Below are 16727 nucleotides of genomic sequence, written 5' to 3'. Positions count from 1 at the left end.
CGGGAGGTGTCCGCCGTTCGACGGTGTTCGACGGTGTTCGGCGGGGTTCGATGGTGTTCGGCCGGGGTCGGCTGGAAGGTGTGCGCGGCTTCCCGGCCGCCGGGCAGGGGGCTTTGGGCGGCCCTCCGTGTTCCTGGGTATGCCGCGTAAGGTGAGCACGAGCCGTACCCCCAGGTTTGGAGCCATATGGGCATGATCATGGCGGTGAGTTTCACCCGCTACGGCAGGCTGTACTACCTCGATCCCGGCGAGCACAGTCCCAAGGTCGGAGACAAGGTGCTGGTCCCCACCGACGCCGGGCCCGAGGTGGCCGAGTGCGTCTGGGCGCCCCAGTGGACGAGCGAGGAGGTCGGCGGGCTGCCGGTGTGCGCGGGTATCGCGAACGAGGAGCACCTGACCCGCGACGAGGGCAACAAGCGGCGGCGCGCCGAGGCCCGCAGCGTCTCCAAACGCTTGATCAAGCGGCACACGCTGCCCATGAAGGTCGTCGGCGTCGACTACACGGACGCCGAGAACGTCTACACGGTCTACTTCTCGGCCCCGCAGCGGGTCGACTTCCGCGCCCTCGTCCGCGACCTGGCCCGCAACCTGCGCGCCCGGGTGGAACTACGCCAGATCGGCCCCCGCGACGAGGCCCGCCTCCAGGGCGGCATCGGCCCCTGCGGCCGTGACCTGTGCTGCGCCACCTTCCTCAAGGACTTCGAACCGGTCTCCGTCCGGATGGCCAAGGACCAGGACCTGCCGGTCAACCCGCTGCGCATCGCGGGGGCGTGCGGGCGATTGATGTGCTGCCTGAAGTACGAGCACCCTCTCTATCTCGACGCGCACAGCAGGATGCCCCGCGTCGGGCTGAAGGTCGACACCCCAGAGGGGGCGGGAACCGTCGTGGGCCGCAACGTGCCCTCCGACTCCGTCGTCGTCCGCCTGGAGGACGGCGGCCGCCGCTGCGCGTGCCCGTCGGCGTCGGTGTGCTCCCCGCGCAAGCAGCACGACGCGGCGTACGGGAACGCGGTGAAGGTCGCCGAGGGGGGACCGGAGGGGTGAGCGGGACGCGGTGAGGGTCACCGACGGCGGACCGGAGGGTGGCCGGTGCCGCGTGCCCGCTCTCGGACCGTGATGTCCCCGGGCCCGTACGGCTTCTGGGCGAGCGTGGACGTTGGGACACGATCTCCCAGGGCCTGTGTCATGTGGCCGTTCGTGGCTCGCACGCCCGCCCGGAGTTCGTGTCATGCGGCCGCTCCCGGCTCGCACGCCCGCCCGGGGGCCGTGTCATGTGGGCGTTCGTGACCCGCGTGTCCGCCTGGGTGATGCGCGGTCGCGAAGCCCGGTGCGGGCATAGGATGCGAGCGGTCAGCCTCTCCGCGCGCGTCGGCTCCCCTCGCCGGACCCGCGTGCGATCCCGGCCCACGGACTACGGAGCGGACAAGGCGTGAGATCCCATGTGGTCGCCGTGCTGGCGGCGGCGGTGACCCTGCTGGCGAGCGCGTGCACCGGAACCGACGCCAGCGCCGGTTCCGGCAGTGGTTCCGGCAGCGGTACGGGCGGCGGTGAGGCCGGGAGAACGTCGCTCGGCTGGGAGGAGTGCGGGGACGGTTTCGAGTGCGCGAAGCTCCCCGTCCCCCTCGATCACGCCAGGCCGGACGGCGAGAAGATCGAGCTCAGCGTGATCCGGCTGCCCGCCTCGGGAGACCGGATCGGCTCGATCCTCCTCAACCCCGGCGGGCCGGGCGCTTCCGGGGTCAAGTACGCACGAGGTGCCCGTATGGCGGTGAGCGAGGCCGTACGGGACCGTTTCGACGTCGTGGGCTTCGACCCGCGCGGGGTCGGCGAGTCCGCGCCCGTCCGGTGCCTGTCGACGAGCGAGCTGGACACCTACGTCGGCCTGGACAGCTCGCCCGACTCGCCGGGGGAGGTCACCATGCTGGAGGAGGGCTCGCGACGGTTCGCCTCCGGCTGCCAGGCCCGCTCGGGCAGGCTCCTGCCGCACGTCGGCACGGCCGACGCCGCCCGGGACATGGACCTGCTGCGCGCCGCGGTCGGGGACTCCCGCCTCACCTACCTCGGCAAGTCGTACGGCACCCAGCTGGGCGCCGCCTACGCGGACCTCTTCCCCGGTCGTGTACGCGCCCTCGTCCTTGACGGCGCCGTGGACCCCTCGCTCAGCCCGCTGGAGCTGAACGCCACGCAGGCACGCGGTTTCGAGGTCGCCCTCGACGCGTTCCTCGCGGACTGCCTCACGGCCACCGACTGCCCTTTCCGCGGCTCCGTCGGCTCCGCCCGTACGGAGATCGCCGCCCTGCTCCGCCGCGCGGACACGGCTCCCCTGACCAACGCGACGGGCGACGGCCGCAGGGTGACCGAGGCCTGGACCACCCTCGGCCTGATCACCCCGCTCTACGACCGGCAGGCCTGGCCGGTTCTCCGCCAGGCGCTCGGCCGGGCGTTGAAGGGCGACGGCACCATCCTGCTCCGCCTGGCCGACCTGCTGATCGACCGCGAGGCCGACGGCGAGTACACCAACCAGACCGAGTCCAACCTGGCCGTCAACTGCGTCGACGCCCCCTACCCCCGCGACTCCGCCGCCTACGCCACGGCGGCCCGCGAGTCGGCCAGGGACGCCCCGCTGTTCGGCGCGTACGTCATGTGGAGCTCGCTGCCCTGCGCGTACTGGCCGGCCAAGGGAGGCCCACGGGCGAAGATCGACGCGCCCGGAGCCCCGCCCATCATGGTCGTCGGCACCGAACGCGACCCGGCCACGCCCTACCAGTGGTCCAAGGCCCTCGCCTCCCAGCTCTCCTCCGGCGTCCTCGTCGGCTTCGACGGCGACGGGCACACCGCCTACCTGACGGGTTCGGCGTGTGTGGACCGTTTGGTGGACGACTACCTGATCAACCTGACCGTCCCCAAGGACGGAACCCGCTGCCCCAAGATCAACTGATTCTGAGGCGCGGGAAGGCCCCGGGAGCCTGTAGACTGCCGTAGGCCGTGGTGAAACACGGCACGCCGCCTTAGCTCAGTCGGCCAGAGCACTTCACTCGTAATGAAGGGGTCTGGGGTTCGATTCCCCAAGGCGGCTCCAGGTCAGAGGCCCTCACCGGGTTCCGGTGGGGGCCTTTTGCTAACACCCTTGCTAACAGCGCTGCGAAGCGGCTGGTCACCTCAGCCGCGTCTCTTGCGACTGGCCGCCTGGTCGGCTTTGTCCGGGATAACGGCCTTGATGCCGCGTCTGCGCAGATAGATGCGGTTGGCGTGGGAGGAGTAGGCCTTGTCGGCGGCCACCGCGGCAGGGCGGGTGGGCGGGCGGCCCAGGGGCAGCGGACCTTGATGCGGGCCAGGACGGCATGAAACTGCGGGCTGTCTCCAGCTTGGCCCGGAGTCAAGATGAAAGACAGCGGACGGCATCGCCGGTCGGCCGACAGGTGGACCTTGCTGCTCGGCCCACCGCGTGAACGACCCAGCTGGGCCGCCGTCAGCCGGATCCTGCGCCGCAGCCTTAACCGCCGGGTTCTGTCCGATCTTCCTCCCCGCCTTCGCCGTATTGAGGGTTTTGTCCCTTTGGCGTAACCCCTTTTCTGTTCGGCGGCCTCTTGCAGCGCTTGGATGAGGTCACCGTCCAGGATCATTCCAGCGGCATGATGGTGAGCGCGGGCCGTGGTGGAGTCCACGCTGACCAGGCCGAGATCGGTCTGCCCGCGAGCGGCGGCCTCGGCGATGACGGCCTGCATCAACTGCTCGAAAACGCCCGCCATCGCCCACGACCGGAACCGGTCGTAGACAGTGGACCACGGCCCGTACTCGACAGGCAGATCCCGCCACGGGCTGCCGGTACGAAACCGCCACATCACCGCATTGAACTGCTGCCGCAAGTCCGGGATCGGGCCTCGTTCACCCAGGGGCAGGTGAGGCTCGATCAAGCACCATTCCTCATCGGTGAGCTCTCCACGCGCCATGACGATGGCCTACCAGGACCGCAGACCAAAGCGCAGGCGAATCCCTCTGATCTCAACTTCGTACAGTCCCTAGTACCGCCTGGCCGGGCGCCTGTAGTGCGGCCTTTTGCCGCGTGTGGCGACCGTCGGGGGTCTCGATATCGCCAGCTGTCACGCCCCCGACGTCAACGCTGACCTACGCGGTTGGTCTGGTCGTGGCGGCCGAAGATGTCCAACAGCACGCCGATGGGCGTATCCGCCTCGGTGGGGTAGCGGAAATGCCGGTCGGGGTTGATCGTGTAGTGGTTGCGGCGGCCCACTTTGGAGCGGGTCAGATAGCCCGCCTGGTGCAGGTCGGTCACGATGCCCTGTGCCGCGCGCTCGGTGATGCCGATGACGGCCGCGATGTCGCGCAACCGCGCCTGCGGGTCGCGGGCGATCTCCAGCAGGACCCGGGCGTGATGGGTCAGGAAGGTCCACGAGGACGACGGCTGATCGGGACTGTCTTCGGCCACGTCACATCCTCTCCGCGTCGCCAGAGCAGCTCACCATGGAACGAAAACGTTACAGGTATCAGAACGGGAAGAACTATACCGGAAACATCTTTCATGTATCTTCTTTCCCGCATAGGGTGGAGACATCCGGCTTCATCGGCATGTATCAGGCAAGCGAGGGGATCGATCACATGGCTGTCGTGCAGCACCGGCCCGCACTGGCCTGCGCCCGCGCCCGGCAACACCGGCTGCCGGCCCCCTCGGCCGCCGGCCCGCGACGGGCGACCGACGGTGAAGCTGTGAGCGTCCAGGAGCAGGTTGCCGGCGAGCGCTGGGTCGAGGCCGTGCTCTACCTCGACCGCACGCTGCGCATCACCTACAGCCCGGCCTCGCCCGGAGGCGCGGTCCACCTGATCGGCGAACTCGACGTCACCAACACCCGAGCGGTCGCCTGCACCCTGGCCCTGGCCCAGGGGGGCGAGGACACCCTTATCATCGATCTCGGCCAGTTGAAGTTCGTCGACCTCGCGGGCCTGCGCATGCTGACCGGCCTGTGCCGCGACGGCGTGGCCCACCTGATCAACGTACCGCCCGGCATGCGCCGCCTGCTCGGTCTGCTGAATGAGGCGGACGCCCTCGATGAGTGCGCATGACAGCGCCCGGCCGGCGCGCCGAGGCGGCCTGCGGCTGATTTTCTGGCCCGGCCTTCAGGCCGCGACCGACCGTGCGGACCTAGGCAACGTCTTCTGAGAGACGACAAGATGTCCACGACCTGCGCGAAAGCTCCACCAGCCCCCGCCCGCGGTTGCGATGTCAGCTCACGCGACGCCAAACGATCACGAGCTGGGCTGGGGCTTTCCGGCCGTTCTCACGGCCCGCACCTCCAGCGGGCCTTCGCAGCTGCTTGGCGAGCTCGGCGCGGCCCTGCTCGGCCCAAGCCGCTCACTGCGACCATGCACGCCGGGTTGCTCGCGGCCCTCCACGTCGCGCGTACGAAATGGACGTCGCAGGCACCTACCAGAACAGTGGTCCCGTTGGCGCAGTGCGCGACCGTGAGGGGACGGCGTCATGACGGGTGATCGAGAACCGCCACAGGTACAGAGCTGGCGGCTGGGGCCGGTGCGGGTGCTTCGCCTGATCGGCGAGCTGGACGCGGTGACCGTCCCTGCTGTGGCGGTGGCGCTGGAGAAGGCGCTGCTCACCTTCGAGGACCTGCGGCTGGTCGTTGACCTCACCCAGGTGAGCTTCATCGCCTCGGCCGGGGTGGGCGCCCTGGTGAAGATGCGCCAGGAGGTCCAGCGGCGCGGCGGGCGCCTGATCGTGGTACTCGCCCCGCAGGGGCGCGCGCGTCGTCTGTTCGAACTGACCCGCATGGTGGACCACTTCGAGGTTCGCCTGACGCTGCCCGACGCGGTACACGCCCTGCGATCACATGCGCCGCGCCCCTTTCTCCCCGAGCAGATCAGGCAGAGTCCGGAGCCGACACCACCGCCGACACCGATTCCCCGAGGCCCCACCGGTGCCTGATCAACGACACCGCGTCCCGGTGGCAACCGCCCCGCCCCTGTTCTCACCTCGTCGCCGAAAGCCTCCGAATGACTTCTGCCGTCCAGCTCGCCTCCCACCCCGACCCGACCCTGCCCACCACTTTGATCGTGACGCTGGCCGGTGAGCTGGACTACACCAACACCACCCCCCTGCACCACCAAATCCGGGGCCTGCTGGAAGGCGGCTACCGCCACCTGCTGCTGGACGTGGGCGGCCTGACCTTCTGCGACTCCACCGGCATTGGAATCTTCCTCACCCTGCGGACCCTGATCACCGACCGCGGCGGCCTCATCGTCCTGAGCGACCTGCCTCCTCACCTCAGGCGCATCTTCGAGACGACCGGGCTGGTCCAGCACTTCACCCTCCAGCCCACCCGCGCCGACGCCCTGGCCCTGCTACGCACTACATCTTCTCCCTCATAGAAGGAGAAGCCCGCCCCTGCACGGTGGCTGTGCTCGCGCCTGGCGGCACTGCGCTCCGGGTCAGGTTGCCACCGGACGACACGGTTACCTGATCACGGTCATTTCTGGTCGGGTACGGCAACGCGACCACGGGAGGTCTGTCGCCGCACCCGATCGGTGATCATTTGATGTCGTCGGTTCGCAGCACGTGGTTTCCGCGACTGTTCGAAGTGCGGTGGTGGACCTGGAGGCGGGTCAGCGCGGCATCGACCAGGCGACCGAGGTTGCCCAGTTCGTACAGCATCCGGTGGCGCTCAGCGTCCTCCCACGCTCTGATGGCCGACCCGATGTCGCCCGACTTGCCGACCGTGACGACGACCTCCTGGCCGTTGGCTCTCTTGGTGGCCGCATCGCCCAGGATGACCCAGCCGTGCACGGTCACGTCCCCCGAGCAGCCACGATCAGGGCAACCACCTGTTCGGGATGCTCGCTTCGCACCGCCTGGAGGCCGGAGCCGCCGCGCAGGGAGACCAGATAGCTGCCCGAGCGCGGACCCATGGTCACCGTGGCCATGCGCCAGCCCCGCGGACCCTTCACGGTCAGCTCGGGCGGATGCCGCTCCATCCACGACCGAAGCGGAGAGAGGCCGCACGACACGCGCCCAAGCTCGTGCTCAGCGCCAGGCATGTGGCGACGTACAAGATCGGTGTGTTCATCGTTCTCGGGGACGCCGGGACGGCCATGGAGCACGCCAGGGACATAGTTCCGGAAGAGATTCCAACTCCGGAACGTCGCGCCAGCTACTACACGGGCATACACGATCTGGGGGAAGGCCGATCGCGCCGTGCGTGCGCTCCTGGTCGCCGAGAAGATCGCCCCTTCGGAGGTGCGGCGGACCGGACCCCGGCAGGTGATCACCGATCTGCTCCACCGCGACCACCACGGCAAGCTTTCCGGTCTGCACGCCCTGGCGCGTCGCACCGGCGTAGCGATCTGGCCGTGACCGGGAACGTTCACCGGAGGTGGCCCGTGCCATCCGCCATGGCACTGGGACCTGTTTCTCGGCGCCCGTTCCCGCGGCTCGCGCAGCACTAGCATCGGGTCCCGTGATCGTATGGCTCAACGGCACCCACGGCGCGGGCAAGACGACGACCAGTGCGCTCGTGCAGCGACTGCTCCCGGACTCACGGGTGTTCGACGCCGAGAAGGTCGGCGAGACACTCATGGACATCGCGCCGGGGCTGCCCGAGACGGACAACTTCCAGCACTGGCCGCCTTGGCGGCCACTCGTCGTCGAGACCGCCCGCCGCGTACTCGACTACACCGGCGGCACTCTGGTGGTGCCCATGACGGTCCTGGTCGAGCAGTACTGGCGCGAGATCAGCACGGGCCTCGCCCACTACGCCATTCCGGTACGGCACTTCGTCCTCCACGCCGACCAGGACACCCTCCGCAGGCGCATCGAGGGGGACACTGTTCTTGGCCCCTCCTCCTTCCGTCTCAAATATCTTGAGCCCTACGCCGAGGCGGCCCGCACGTGGCTGCACGGCGAGGCCGAGGTCGTCGACACCACGCACCTCACGCCTGCCCAGGCCGCCCTGCGGATCGCAGAAGCCGTCAAAAGTTGAGGTCCGCCCTATGTGAAAACTATGCACCCCGGTGAACGCTTCCGGTCACAGCGCCAGGGATTTCCATGTGACCAACCGCGTGACCGAGCTTGCTCCGCTTCGACGGACACCGGTGGTGTGGTGTTCAGGCTGTATCAGCCTTACTCGGCTACCAGCCCGCCGAGCCGTCCCCCCGCTCACCGTAGTAGTAAGCCTGGGCTCGTCCGTAGCGAGCACTGAGCGCCTTGCACGACCTGAGCACGTCCTCGTGACGATCGCCGGCGCGAGGATCGCACCAGGCCCCGATGCCCAGGGGCCAGCCGTCTACTTCGGGGGTGACGAAGACCCGCGACAGGTGAAGGCGATCACCCGAGTCGCCGTGTGCGTCGGAGTCGATCACTTCTCGGGCCTCGGCGAGCGTGATCGGCCTGGGCGAGGACAAGCCCACGGTGCCAGGTTCACGAAGCGGCAGGTGCGGAGATCAGATCTCGGGCCGAGGTATTTCCACGCCGGTTCGGCCGGCAGGTGATCCGGTCGGGTCGTGCTCCAGCAGCCGTCGCAGGTCGGCGACGGGCTGGACTCCGGAGACCGGTGGCCGGCCGTCGATCACCAGGCTGGGAACGCCGGTGACACCGTGCTCGGCCGCGCGGCGCCGGTCGGCGCGTACCTGTTCGGCATAGTCGTCACCGGCCAGGACCGCGCGCACCTCATCGTCGTCCAGCCCGGCCTCGCCGCCCAGACGCCGCAGGACCTGCGGGTCGGCCACGTTGAGTCCCTCGGTGTGGTACGCGTGCAGCAGGAGCTCCATCATCTCGTCGGCACGGCCGCGGTCGGCGGCCAGCTTGTTCAGCCGGTGTGCGTCGAAGGTGCTCACCGGGCGGGACAGATGCGGGTTCAACTCCAGGCCCTCCGCGATGCCCAGCGACCGGATCTGGGCGATGCGGTCGGGTGCCTGTTCGCCGAACCAGCCGGCCATGGCCTCGGCGGCAGTTGGGCCGGGGGTCCGGCCCGCTTCCGGAGCGAGCTCGTAGCCACGCCAGACGATTTCGAGGTCGTCGCGGTCGGCGTGCTGCGCCAAAGCGGCCGTCAGGCGTCTCTTGCCGATGTAGCACCACGGGCACAGCACATCGGCGTATATCTCAAGCTTCATGAACGTCCTATCGGTAGACGGCAGGTGTTCGTCCTCGTCCGCGTCGTGCCGACCTTGTTGGCGACCGGTGGAGCGGTGAGGGGGGTCAGGGTGCGGAATCGGCCGGGGCCGGTGTCGGCCGTCGTCATCCGTTCCTAGGCCGATGCTCCGGCGCGCACCGCGCGCGTGTGGGCCTCGTACCGCCGGGCGCCCATCATGCGCCACAGGAGCCGGGCCGGAGCGGGCATCTCACTGAGGAACCAGGTCCGCTCGCGCGGTGTCGCGTCCTCCAGGACCATGCCGGCCAGGGTCAGCTTGCCGGTGAGGGACTTCGGGCCGTGCTTCATCGCGTGCTCCTGCGGCGCCAGCCACTCCGGCACGGTGAGGTGCTCGTGGATGAGCGGGAGCACCGCGCTCTCCTCAAGCTCGAGGTGCTCGGTGAGAGCGGATTCGAGGGCGCGCAGGGCGCCGGCGACGCGGTCGCGGGCCGCGGGCCTCGCGTCCGCGGTCCAGCCCGGCAGCTCGGTCTCGATGACGCCGACGGCTCCGGCGATCGCGTCGTGCTGCCGCTGCATGACCTCGATCAGGTCCTTCTGGAGCGGGACACGCTCGACGAGGATCGGCCAGAGCAGCTCGTCCTCGGCCTCGTGGTGTTCGTGCAGCATGTCGAGCACCAGGGTGAGATGGGCGCCGAGCAGGCGCGCGCGTGCGACGTCGTCGGCGGGCACGGCGGCGATCAGCTCGGGGAGCTGCGCGAACTCGCGGCGCATCGCGCGGTGGATGACCTTCATCTGCTGGGTCTCGGGCTTGCCCATGGGGGAGTTCGGGTCGATCAACACCATTTCATGTTAACAGACATACTTTGAATATACGAAGAATACTATCAATGTGCTGCTGTCATAGTGATTTCATGACAAAGCGTGCGTACACCTCGACGGTCCGGGCCGTCGCGGCGCGGGAGACCCGCGCCGCGATCTTGCGAGCCGCGAAGCAGCTCTTCGCGGAGCAGGGGTACGCGAGAGCCACGGTGGCCGGGATCGCCGAACGGGCGGGAGTCGCCCTGAACACCGTGTACACGAGCGTGGGAGGCAAGGCGGCACTGATGGAGGCACTGGTCGCGGAGAGCCTGGGCGACGAGCAGATCCAGGTCACCCTGAACGCCGTGCTCGTCTCGGCCGACGGCCGCGACATCCTGCGCCGGACGGCCGAGGGTACGGGCGACATGACGCGGCGCCACGAGGGCGTCATGAACCTGCTGTTCGACAATGCCACGGCCGATCCCGCGGTGGCGGCCGTGGCCGAGCACGCCGTCCGGCGCTACCGGAGCCGGCTCGCCGGCATCGCCGAACACCTGGTGACGCTCGGCGCCGTTCGTACCGACAAGGTCAGGACCGAGCAGATTCTCTGGTTCTACTTCGGCAGGGGCGGGTGGAAGACGGTCCGCGAGCTCGGCTGGGACTGGGCCGACGGCGCCGCCTGGCTGGCGGAGCAGGCCGCCGCCGCCCTGCTGGACCCGGCGGCCGGGCAGGAGGGCGACGTGACGGAATCCGGCTCACGGGGCTCACGAGCGCTCGGCAACGCTTCGGGCAACGGTACGGCGCCCTGATCGCACGACCCGCCCCGGGCCCGGCCGCGCCTCATCGCATGCGGTCCTTCGCGGTCCTTCGCGCGGGTTCCGGGCTCGCCTCGGCGGTCCAGCTGGACAGGAGCCGGAGTTTCTCCTCGGACGGTGATCCCGTGTCGGCGGTGTAGACGACGATGCTCTGTCCGTGGCCGTCGGGCAGATGCAGCGTCTGATAGTTGAGCCGCATGTCGCCGACGGCCTCGTGGAAGAACCGCTTGACGCCGTGCTGGTGCTCGGAGAGCCGGTAGTCGGCCCACATGCTCGCGAACTCCTCGGATCGGGTGCTGAGCTCACCGACGATCCTCGACAGGGCCTCGTCGTCGGTGCCGGGCACCGCGCCGGCCCGCAGGACGGCGACGACGTCGGCGGCGATCTCCGCCCAGTCACGGTAGACGACGCGGGCGCGGGGGTTCAGGAACATCCATCGGGCGGTGTTGCGCTCCGCGATCGGCATCGCGCCGAAATCGTCAAGCAATGCCCTGCCCGCGTGGTTGATCCCGAGCACCTCCAGGCGCGGGCCGTGGATGACGGCCGGCACGTCAATGGCGTGGATCATGGACAGCAGGGCGGGTCGTGCCTTCGCCGCGGCAGGCCCGCGGCGAGAGGCGTACTCGACGCCCGGGTGCAGCAGTGATCGAAGGTATCTGCCCTCGACCTCGTCGAGCCGCAGCGCCCGCGCGACCGCGTCGATCACCTGATCGGAGACGTTGCCGGCGCGGCCCTGTTCGAGCTTGACGTAGTAGTCGACGCTGACCCCGGCGAGGATCGCGACCTCCTCGCGGCGCAGCCCTTTGACCCGGCGGGTCGTGGTGGGGTGGGGCAGCCCCACCCCCTCGGGTGAGAGCGCCGCGCGTCGCGAGGTGAGAAAGTCGCGCAGCTCGTTACCGGTCGCCATGCGGACCAGTATGGCTGGCCAGGCCGCCGGTGAACGGGCTGTGGGTGGTACTGCCAGGGCCATGCGGTCCGGCCCGGTGCTGCGGGAATCAGGCGGCCCAATCCGATGCCGCCGGATCCATGCGGCTCGATCCGGTACCGCCGGAGCCGGGCGGTCCGGTCTTCGCGCGCGGGCGCAGTGTGGAGATCAGATCAGGGAAGCGGTGTAAAGACCAGGGAGGACGTGCCGCCGACAACGGCTTCGTGGCTCTGCCGGAGCCAGGACGACGGGTACCGGTCATCCTCTTCGTTCCGCCTCCCGGCGGGGCCCTAATGGGATGCGTCAGCGACATCCGGAACATCCGGCAAGGGAGAACATCGTGTCTGTTTGGTTCGTCACCGGCGCGTCACGCGGGTTGGGCCTGGAGATCGTGAAGGCCGCGCTGGAGCGCGGCGACTCGGTCGTGGCGACCGCGCGGGACCCTCGGGCGGTCGAGGAAGCACTGCCCGGCAGGCCGGACAACCTGCTGGTGGCGCCGATGGACGTCACCGACCAGGGGCAGGTGGACAAGGCCGTCGAAGCGGCGGTGTCCCGGTTCGGCGGCATCGACGTCCTGGTGAACAACGCCGGGTACGGGCTGGTGGGCGCGGTCGAGGAGACCAGTGACGCCGAGGCGCGCGGTGTCTTCGACATCAACGTCTTCGGCCTGCTGACGGTCATCCGGGCGGTCGTACCGGTGATGCGCGCGGCCGGTCGCGGCAGGATCCTCAACGTGAGCTCGACCGGCGGGGTGGTCGCGTGGGCGGGCTGGGGGGTCTACAGCGCGACGAAGTTCGCGGTCGAGGGCCTCACCGAGGCGCTGCGTCTGGAGCTCGTCCCGCTCGGTGTCCAGGTGACCTCGGTACAGCCCGGCCCGCTGCGCACCGATTTCCTCGGCTCGTCGTCGTTGCGGCACGTGGAGGCGGTCATCGGTGACTACGCCACCACCGGCGGGGCGTCGCGTGCCTGGGCGGGGGAGAACCACGGGGCGCAGGAGGGCGACCCGGTGAAGGCCGCGGCCGCGATCCTGACCGTCGCGGATCTCGGCGAGATGCCGGCCAGGATCCCGCTGGGCACCTCGACGCTGAACGACATCCGGGCCAAGCTCGCGACCGTCGGCGCGGAGCTCGACACCTGGCAGGAACTGACCCGCTCGACCGATCACGTCGGCGGCTGAGTCGCACGGAAGGGGCCTTCGGCCCGGCGGGGCCCCTCAGGGGGCTACCTCTGATGCCTCGGGTGATGCCTCGGATGATGCCTCGGGACGCCGAGGCCGTCCAGGTTGTTGCCAGGACCGAGCAGGGGCGCCTGATTGAGGTACGTCTGAACCGCCCCGCGGCGAGGCGGCGGAGCCCGGTGCGGTCCGCCCAGGTCACGGGCAGTCCGGGCGCCTCTTCGGATGATCTTGCAGTCGCCGGTCGCCGGTGAAAATCAGGTGACATTTCATACCGCTTGCCGGAATGCTGGAGAAGGGCGATGAGTTTTGTCGGTGGTGTGAGTCAGTCTTTGCATGACCACGACTCTTGCGAGACCCAGGGCTGGGACACCAGCCATGACCACGTCATGTCCGACAACTTCGATTGAGGTCCCGTGCTCAGCACACAGCTCGACTCACCCGCCAAGTCCGCGACCGCATCTCCAGGTCGCACCCCGGCCGTGATCCGGCTGCTGGTGCTCGCCACGTTCGTGGTCATCCTCAACGAGACGATCATGATCAACGCGATCCCCCGGCTGATGACCGCGCTGGACATCACCGCGCAGACCGCGCAGTGGCTCTCGACCGCCTTCATGCTGACCATGGCCGCCGTCATCCCGATCACCGGATGGTTCCTGCAGCGGGTGTCCACCCGCAGCGCGTACACCACCGCGATGGGCCTGTTCCTGTTCGGCACGGCGCTGGCCGCCGTCGCGCCGTCGTTCGAGGTGTTGCTGGGCGCCCGCATCGTCCAGGCGTCCGGTACGGCCGTGATGATGCCGCTGCTGATGACCACGCTGATGCAGGTGGTGCCCGAGCGCGACCGCGGCCGGGTGATGGGTACGGTCTCCCTGGCCATCTCGGTCGCGCCCGCGATGGGTCCGACGGTCTCCGGGGTGATCCTCGAGTTCGGGTCCTGGCGGCTGCTGTTCGCCGTGGTGTTCCCCATCGCCGCCCTGATCACCTGGCGGGGCCTGAAGCAGCTCAAGAACGTCGGGGAGCCCAAGTTCAGCACCATCGACTGGTTGAGCGTCGTGACCGCGGCCGCCGGTTTCGGCGGCCTGGTCTACGGGCTCAGCAGGTTCGAGGGCGGTGACCTCGTCGTCGCCGTCTCGTACGTGGTGGCCGGCCTGATCGCCATCGCCGTCTTCGTCTTCCGCCAGCTGTCGTTGCAGAAGCGAGACGTGCCGCTGCTCGACCTGCGCACCCTGCGCTACCGCACCTACACGGTCGCGCTGATCCTGATGGCGGTGGCCTTCATGGCCATGCTCGGCTCGATGGTCCTGCTGCCGCTGTACCTGCAGAACATCCGCGGGCTCAACACCCTGGAGGCCGGGCTCCTGGTGATGCCGGGCGGTCTCGCGATGGGGCTGCTCGGTCCGACCGTCGGACGCCTGTTCGACCGGTTCGGCGGCCGGGTTCTGGTCATCCCCGGCGCGATCGGGATCGCGCTCGCGCTCGTCGGCTTCACCCAGGTCACGATGACCATGCCGCTCTGGCAGCTCCTCGGCCTGCACACGCTGCTGATGGTGGGTCTGGCTGCGACCTTCACCCCGGTGTTCACCCTCGGGCTCGGAGCGGTCCCGCCGCCGCTCTACTCCCACGCCAGCTCGATCCTGAGCACGCTGCAGCAGGTCGCCGCGGCCGTCGGCACCGCGCTCGTGATCACCGTGATGAGCGCGCGAGCCGACACCCTGGAATCCGCGGGGGTCACGACGGCGCTCGCCACCCTCGACGGCATGCGGCTGGCCTTCGTCGTCGGCGCGGTGCTGTCCGTGGCCGTGATCGTCACCGCCCTGCTGCTGCCCGCCCGGGCGGACAACTCCGGCGAGACCGACGAGACCGAGGAGACCAAGTCGATGACACCGGCGTGACGACGGTGGAACGCGTGCCCCTCGAACGCGCTCAAGGGGTACGCGTTCGAGGAGGGGCGTCCGTTCCGGATGCCCCTCCGGCTGTTTCCGGCCCTTTCCGGGCCCGGTCGGCTATCGACGCCCGACGCCGTTGAGCAGCGTTTCGACGACGAGATCGGCGGCCTGAGGGGGTTCGAGCAGGGGGAACCGGTGGGCGGCGGTGTCGACGAGGTGGTCCAGCATGGCGCGGGCCCAGTCGGCGGGCACGTCGGCGCGTAACAGACCCTCGTCGGCCGCCCGCCGGACGAACCTGTCGAGCCGCGCGCTCTGTTCCTCCCTGCGGGCGCTCGCGGCCGGGTCCGCGCGCATCATCCGGCGCACGTCCACCGGCCACTCCCGGCTGACCGGGACTATGCCCTCCACGTACCGGTGCAGGGCCACCGCGACCTGGGCCTCGGCGAGCCGGGCCTCGTCCAGCACCCGCTCGGCGGAGTCGAGTTTCGCCTCGAAGATCGCCGCGAGCAGGGCCTCCTTGGTGGGAAAGCGCCGGTAGACGGTCCGCCGGTCGACCCCTGCCTCGGCCGCGATCGTGCCGATGCTCGTCGACGGGTCCTCGGCCAGCAGGCGGGCACCCGTGCGCAGGACCGCGGCGAGGTTACGGGCGGCGTCAGCTCTCATGATTCAGTCAGTGTAGCGAGGTGTGACACCTGTCGGCTTGACATGCACAACTATGAGGCGGTAAATCCTAGTAGTGTCACATCAATGTGGCAGATACTTCTGGGTCGCCCTTAGGAGGCACTGTGATCAGGACCTGGCTCATCACCGGGAGCTCGCGCGGTTTCGGACGCGAGCTCGCGGTGGCCGCGCTCGAACGCGGAAACCGGGTGGTCGCCACCGCCCGCCGGCCGGAACAGCTCGACGACCTCGTGCGCGAGTACGGCGACCTCGTGCGCACGTTCGCTCTCGACGTCACCGACGCCGGGGCCGCGCGTGCCGCGGTACGGCTGGCCGTCGACGAGTTCGGCGGGCTCGACGTGGTGGTGAACAACGCCGGCTACGCCAACTCCTCCCCGATCGAGGAGACCCCGGACGAGGACTTCCGCGCGCAGTTCGAGGCCAACTTCTTCGGGGCCGTCAACGTCACGAAGGCCGCCCTGCCGGTGCTGCGCGCACAGCGTTCGGGGCACATCGTGCAGTTCTCCTCCATCGGCGGGCGGGTGGGCGGGTCCCCGGGCCTGGCCGCCTACCAGTCGGCGAAGTTCGCGCTCGAAGGCTTCTCGGAGGTGCTCGTCAACGAGGTGAAGCCGCTGGGCGTCAAGGTCACCATCGTCGAGCCCGGTGCGTTCCGTACCGACTGGGCCGGGTCGTCCATGCGTGTCCCGGCGGTGGGGCCGGACTACGAGGAGACCGTCGGCGCGATGAACCGGCGGCGCGCGGGCTTCGACCGGATGGCACCGGGTGACCCCGCACGGGCGGCACGCGTCATTCTGGACATCGTGGACCTCGACGAGCCGCCGCTGCGGTTGCTGCTCGGAGCGGGCGCGGTGGAGATGGCCGAGCGGTCGTCCCGTGCCCGCGCCGACGAGGCCGCGCGGTGGGCGGAGGTGAGCCGCTCCGCGGACTTCCCGCCCGGTGAGTGAACCTTCCGTACGGCCGCCGTGCCGCGGGCCGGGAGGGCCCGCCGTATGTCGAGGGCGCTCTCCGTGTCCCCCTGTCGGGCCGCTCGGGGTCCGGTGACCGGCCGCCGTCCGCCGCCGGAGGTGTGCGCGTGCGGGGGAGAAGGCTCCGTTTTCTCGCCGGGGGACGCACGACTGTGCGAGGAGCACCGGGAAAACCCCATAATCTATGGCTTATGTCTGAACGGGGTGAAGGGCAGTCAGGGACCGCGTCCAAGATCGGGCGTCTTGTCGCCGTCGCGGCGGCGGCGGGGTTGCTGGTCGCGGGGATCGCGTTGCCGGCCGTGGGGGGTGCGGGTCTTGGCTTCGTGTCGGCGACCAACGAGCTGAATCTCAAGCCCACCGACCTCGTCGAGCC

The 16727-nt window shown here is 69.5% G+C and carries 20 protein-coding genes, 1 tRNA gene and 1 pseudogene; 13 read left to right on the top strand and 9 right to left on the bottom strand.

What is annotated here, in order from left to right; all coding sequences use genetic code 11:
• Positions 1 to 186 precede the first annotated feature (186 nt).
• The 3 genes from ACFYWM_RS04285 to ACFYWM_RS04275 all read left to right on the top strand — a co-directional run bounded on the left by ACFYWM_RS04285 (position 187) and on the right by ACFYWM_RS04275 (position 3079).
• On the top strand, positions 187 to 1044 hold the full coding sequence (locus ACFYWM_RS04285) for a stage 0 sporulation family protein (protein WP_389908323.1): 858 nt from the start codon (positions 187 to 189) through the stop codon (positions 1042 to 1044).
• Between the two features lie 385 nt (positions 1045 to 1429).
• On the top strand, positions 1430 to 2938 hold the full coding sequence (locus ACFYWM_RS04280; RefSeq protein WP_389908320.1) for an alpha/beta hydrolase: 1509 nt from the start codon (positions 1430 to 1432) through the stop codon (positions 2936 to 2938).
• Between the two features lie 64 nt (positions 2939 to 3002).
• A tRNA-Thr gene (locus tag ACFYWM_RS04275) sits at positions 3003 to 3079 on the top strand.
• A gap of 83 nt (positions 3080 to 3162) precedes the next feature.
• Here ACFYWM_RS04275 and ACFYWM_RS04270 read toward each other — a convergent pair.
• Together ACFYWM_RS04270 and ACFYWM_RS04265 are read right to left on the bottom strand one after the other, a co-directional pair.
• Positions 3163 to 3950, bottom strand: a pseudogene (locus ACFYWM_RS04270) (IS5 family transposase); the annotation flags it as partial.
• Positions 3951 to 4114: 164 nt separating this feature from the next.
• Positions 4115 to 4444 (bottom strand): helix-turn-helix transcriptional regulator, encoded by a 330-nt coding sequence (locus ACFYWM_RS04265; RefSeq protein WP_389908317.1) that lies wholly within the window; start codon positions 4442 to 4444, stop codon positions 4115 to 4117.
• A 35-nt stretch (positions 4445 to 4479) separates the two neighbouring features.
• Here ACFYWM_RS04265 and ACFYWM_RS04260 point away from each other — a divergent pair, with 35 nt between their 5' ends.
• The 3 genes from ACFYWM_RS04260 to ACFYWM_RS04250 all read left to right on the top strand — a co-directional run bounded on the left by ACFYWM_RS04260 (position 4480) and on the right by ACFYWM_RS04250 (position 6393).
• The gene (locus ACFYWM_RS04260) at positions 4480 to 5076 is read left to right on the top strand and encodes an STAS domain-containing protein (RefSeq protein ID WP_389908314.1); all 597 of its coding nucleotides are present in this window, start codon (positions 4480 to 4482) and stop codon (positions 5074 to 5076) included.
• 415 nt (positions 5077 to 5491) lie between these two features.
• Positions 5492 to 5950, top strand: coding sequence for an STAS domain-containing protein (locus tag ACFYWM_RS04255; protein ID WP_389908311.1), 459 nt, complete (start codon positions 5492 to 5494; stop codon positions 5948 to 5950).
• Positions 5951 to 6018: 68 nt separating this feature from the next.
• Positions 6019 to 6393, top strand: a complete 375-nt coding sequence (locus ACFYWM_RS04250) for an STAS domain-containing protein (RefSeq protein WP_389908308.1) — start codon at positions 6019 to 6021, stop codon at positions 6391 to 6393.
• A 160-nt stretch (positions 6394 to 6553) separates the two neighbouring features.
• Here ACFYWM_RS04250 and ACFYWM_RS04245 read toward each other — a convergent pair whose 3' ends face one another.
• Positions 6554 to 6808, bottom strand: a complete 255-nt coding sequence (locus ACFYWM_RS04245; RefSeq protein WP_389908305.1) for a hypothetical protein — start codon at positions 6806 to 6808, stop codon at positions 6554 to 6556.
• Positions 6809 to 6810: 2 nt separating this feature from the next.
• Complete coding sequence (locus tag ACFYWM_RS04240) at positions 6811 to 6969, bottom strand: hypothetical protein (RefSeq protein ID WP_389908302.1); 159 nt, start codon at positions 6967 to 6969, stop codon at positions 6811 to 6813.
• Positions 6970 to 7216: 247 nt separating this feature from the next.
• Between ACFYWM_RS04240 and ACFYWM_RS04235 the strand changes: the two genes are divergently transcribed.
• Positions 7217 to 7375: a hypothetical protein gene (locus tag ACFYWM_RS04235; protein WP_389908300.1), complete on the top strand. Its 159-nt coding sequence runs from the start codon at positions 7217 to 7219 to the stop codon at positions 7373 to 7375.
• A 103-nt stretch (positions 7376 to 7478) separates the two neighbouring features.
• Complete coding sequence (locus tag ACFYWM_RS04230; RefSeq protein WP_389908297.1) at positions 7479 to 8000, top strand: AAA family ATPase; 522 nt, start codon at positions 7479 to 7481, stop codon at positions 7998 to 8000.
• 148 nt (positions 8001 to 8148) lie between these two features.
• On the opposite strand, the gene ACFYWM_RS04225 is transcribed toward ACFYWM_RS04230, so the two are convergent.
• The 3 genes from ACFYWM_RS04225 to ACFYWM_RS04215 all read right to left on the bottom strand — a co-directional run bounded on the left by ACFYWM_RS04225 (position 8149) and on the right by ACFYWM_RS04215 (position 9947).
• Entirely contained in the window at positions 8149 to 8427 is a 279-nt protein-coding gene (locus ACFYWM_RS04225) for a hypothetical protein (protein ID WP_389908295.1), read from the bottom strand.
• 33 nt (positions 8428 to 8460) lie between these two features.
• Positions 8461 to 9129, bottom strand: coding sequence for a DsbA family oxidoreductase (locus ACFYWM_RS04220; RefSeq protein WP_389908293.1), 669 nt, complete (start codon positions 9127 to 9129; stop codon positions 8461 to 8463).
• Positions 9130 to 9263: 134 nt separating this feature from the next.
• Entirely contained in the window at positions 9264 to 9947 is a 684-nt protein-coding gene (locus tag ACFYWM_RS04215) for a hemerythrin domain-containing protein (RefSeq protein WP_389908291.1), read from the bottom strand.
• 71 nt (positions 9948 to 10018) lie between these two features.
• Here ACFYWM_RS04215 and ACFYWM_RS04210 point away from each other — a divergent pair, with 71 nt between their 5' ends.
• Entirely contained in the window at positions 10019 to 10714 is a 696-nt protein-coding gene (locus ACFYWM_RS04210; RefSeq protein WP_389908289.1) for a TetR/AcrR family transcriptional regulator, read from the top strand.
• Positions 10715 to 10745: 31 nt separating this feature from the next.
• On the opposite strand, the gene ACFYWM_RS04205 is transcribed toward ACFYWM_RS04210, so the two are convergent.
• Entirely contained in the window at positions 10746 to 11627 is an 882-nt protein-coding gene (locus ACFYWM_RS04205) for a helix-turn-helix transcriptional regulator (protein WP_389908287.1), read from the bottom strand.
• 358 nt (positions 11628 to 11985) lie between these two features.
• On the opposite strand from ACFYWM_RS04205, the gene ACFYWM_RS04200 reads away from it, so the two are divergent.
• Positions 11986 to 12822: an oxidoreductase gene (locus ACFYWM_RS04200; protein ID WP_389908285.1), complete on the top strand. Its 837-nt coding sequence runs from the start codon at positions 11986 to 11988 to the stop codon at positions 12820 to 12822.
• A gap of 413 nt (positions 12823 to 13235) precedes the next feature.
• Complete coding sequence (locus ACFYWM_RS04195) at positions 13236 to 14714, top strand: MDR family MFS transporter (RefSeq protein WP_389908283.1); 1479 nt, start codon at positions 13236 to 13238, stop codon at positions 14712 to 14714.
• 111 nt (positions 14715 to 14825) lie between these two features.
• Here ACFYWM_RS04195 and ACFYWM_RS04190 read toward each other — a convergent pair whose 3' ends face one another.
• Positions 14826 to 15371: a TetR/AcrR family transcriptional regulator gene (locus ACFYWM_RS04190; protein WP_389908281.1), complete on the bottom strand. Its 546-nt coding sequence runs from the start codon at positions 15369 to 15371 to the stop codon at positions 14826 to 14828.
• A gap of 122 nt (positions 15372 to 15493) precedes the next feature.
• On the opposite strand from ACFYWM_RS04190, the gene ACFYWM_RS04185 reads away from it, so the two are divergent.
• Positions 15494 to 16333, top strand: a complete 840-nt coding sequence (locus ACFYWM_RS04185) for an oxidoreductase (protein WP_389908279.1) — start codon at positions 15494 to 15496, stop codon at positions 16331 to 16333.
• A gap of 212 nt (positions 16334 to 16545) precedes the next feature.
• Positions 16546 to 16727 (top strand): hypothetical protein (locus tag ACFYWM_RS04180; RefSeq protein WP_389908277.1); only part of this gene is annotated, 182 nt, incomplete at its 3' end.

This window comes from Streptosporangium sp. NPDC002721 (assembly GCF_042888905.1).
Classification (GTDB): Bacteria; Actinomycetota; Actinomycetes; order Streptosporangiales; family Streptosporangiaceae; genus Streptosporangium.
Note: the sequence above shows the minus strand (reverse complement) of the source record. Positions and strands in the feature narration are given on the sequence as shown.

What these genes read in the sequence shown, in the direction of transcription:
- ACFYWM_RS04210 (WP_389908289.1), top strand. Translation starts at nt 10,019, where the DNA reads ATGACAAAGCGTGCGTACACCTCGACGGTCCGGGCCGTCGCGGCGCGG.
- ACFYWM_RS04285 (WP_389908323.1), top strand. Translation starts at nt 187, where the DNA reads ATGGGCATGATCATGGCGGTGAGTTTCACCCGCTACGGCAGGCTGTAC.
- ACFYWM_RS04190 (WP_389908281.1), bottom strand. Translation starts at nt 15,371, where the DNA reads ATGAGAGCTGACGCCGCCCGTAACCTCGCCGCGGTCCTGCGCACGGGT.
- ACFYWM_RS04205 (WP_389908287.1), bottom strand. Translation starts at nt 11,627, where the DNA reads ATGGCGACCGGTAACGAGCTGCGCGACTTTCTCACCTCGCGACGCGCG.
- ACFYWM_RS04260 (WP_389908314.1), top strand. Translation starts at nt 4,480, where the DNA reads ATGGAACGAAAACGTTACAGGTATCAGAACGGGAAGAACTATACCGGA.
- ACFYWM_RS04220 (WP_389908293.1), bottom strand. Translation starts at nt 9,129, where the DNA reads ATGAAGCTTGAGATATACGCCGATGTGCTGTGCCCGTGGTGCTACATC.
- ACFYWM_RS04250 (WP_389908308.1), top strand. Translation starts at nt 6,019, where the DNA reads ATGACTTCTGCCGTCCAGCTCGCCTCCCACCCCGACCCGACCCTGCCC.
- ACFYWM_RS04255 (WP_389908311.1), top strand. Translation starts at nt 5,492, where the DNA reads ATGACGGGTGATCGAGAACCGCCACAGGTACAGAGCTGGCGGCTGGGG.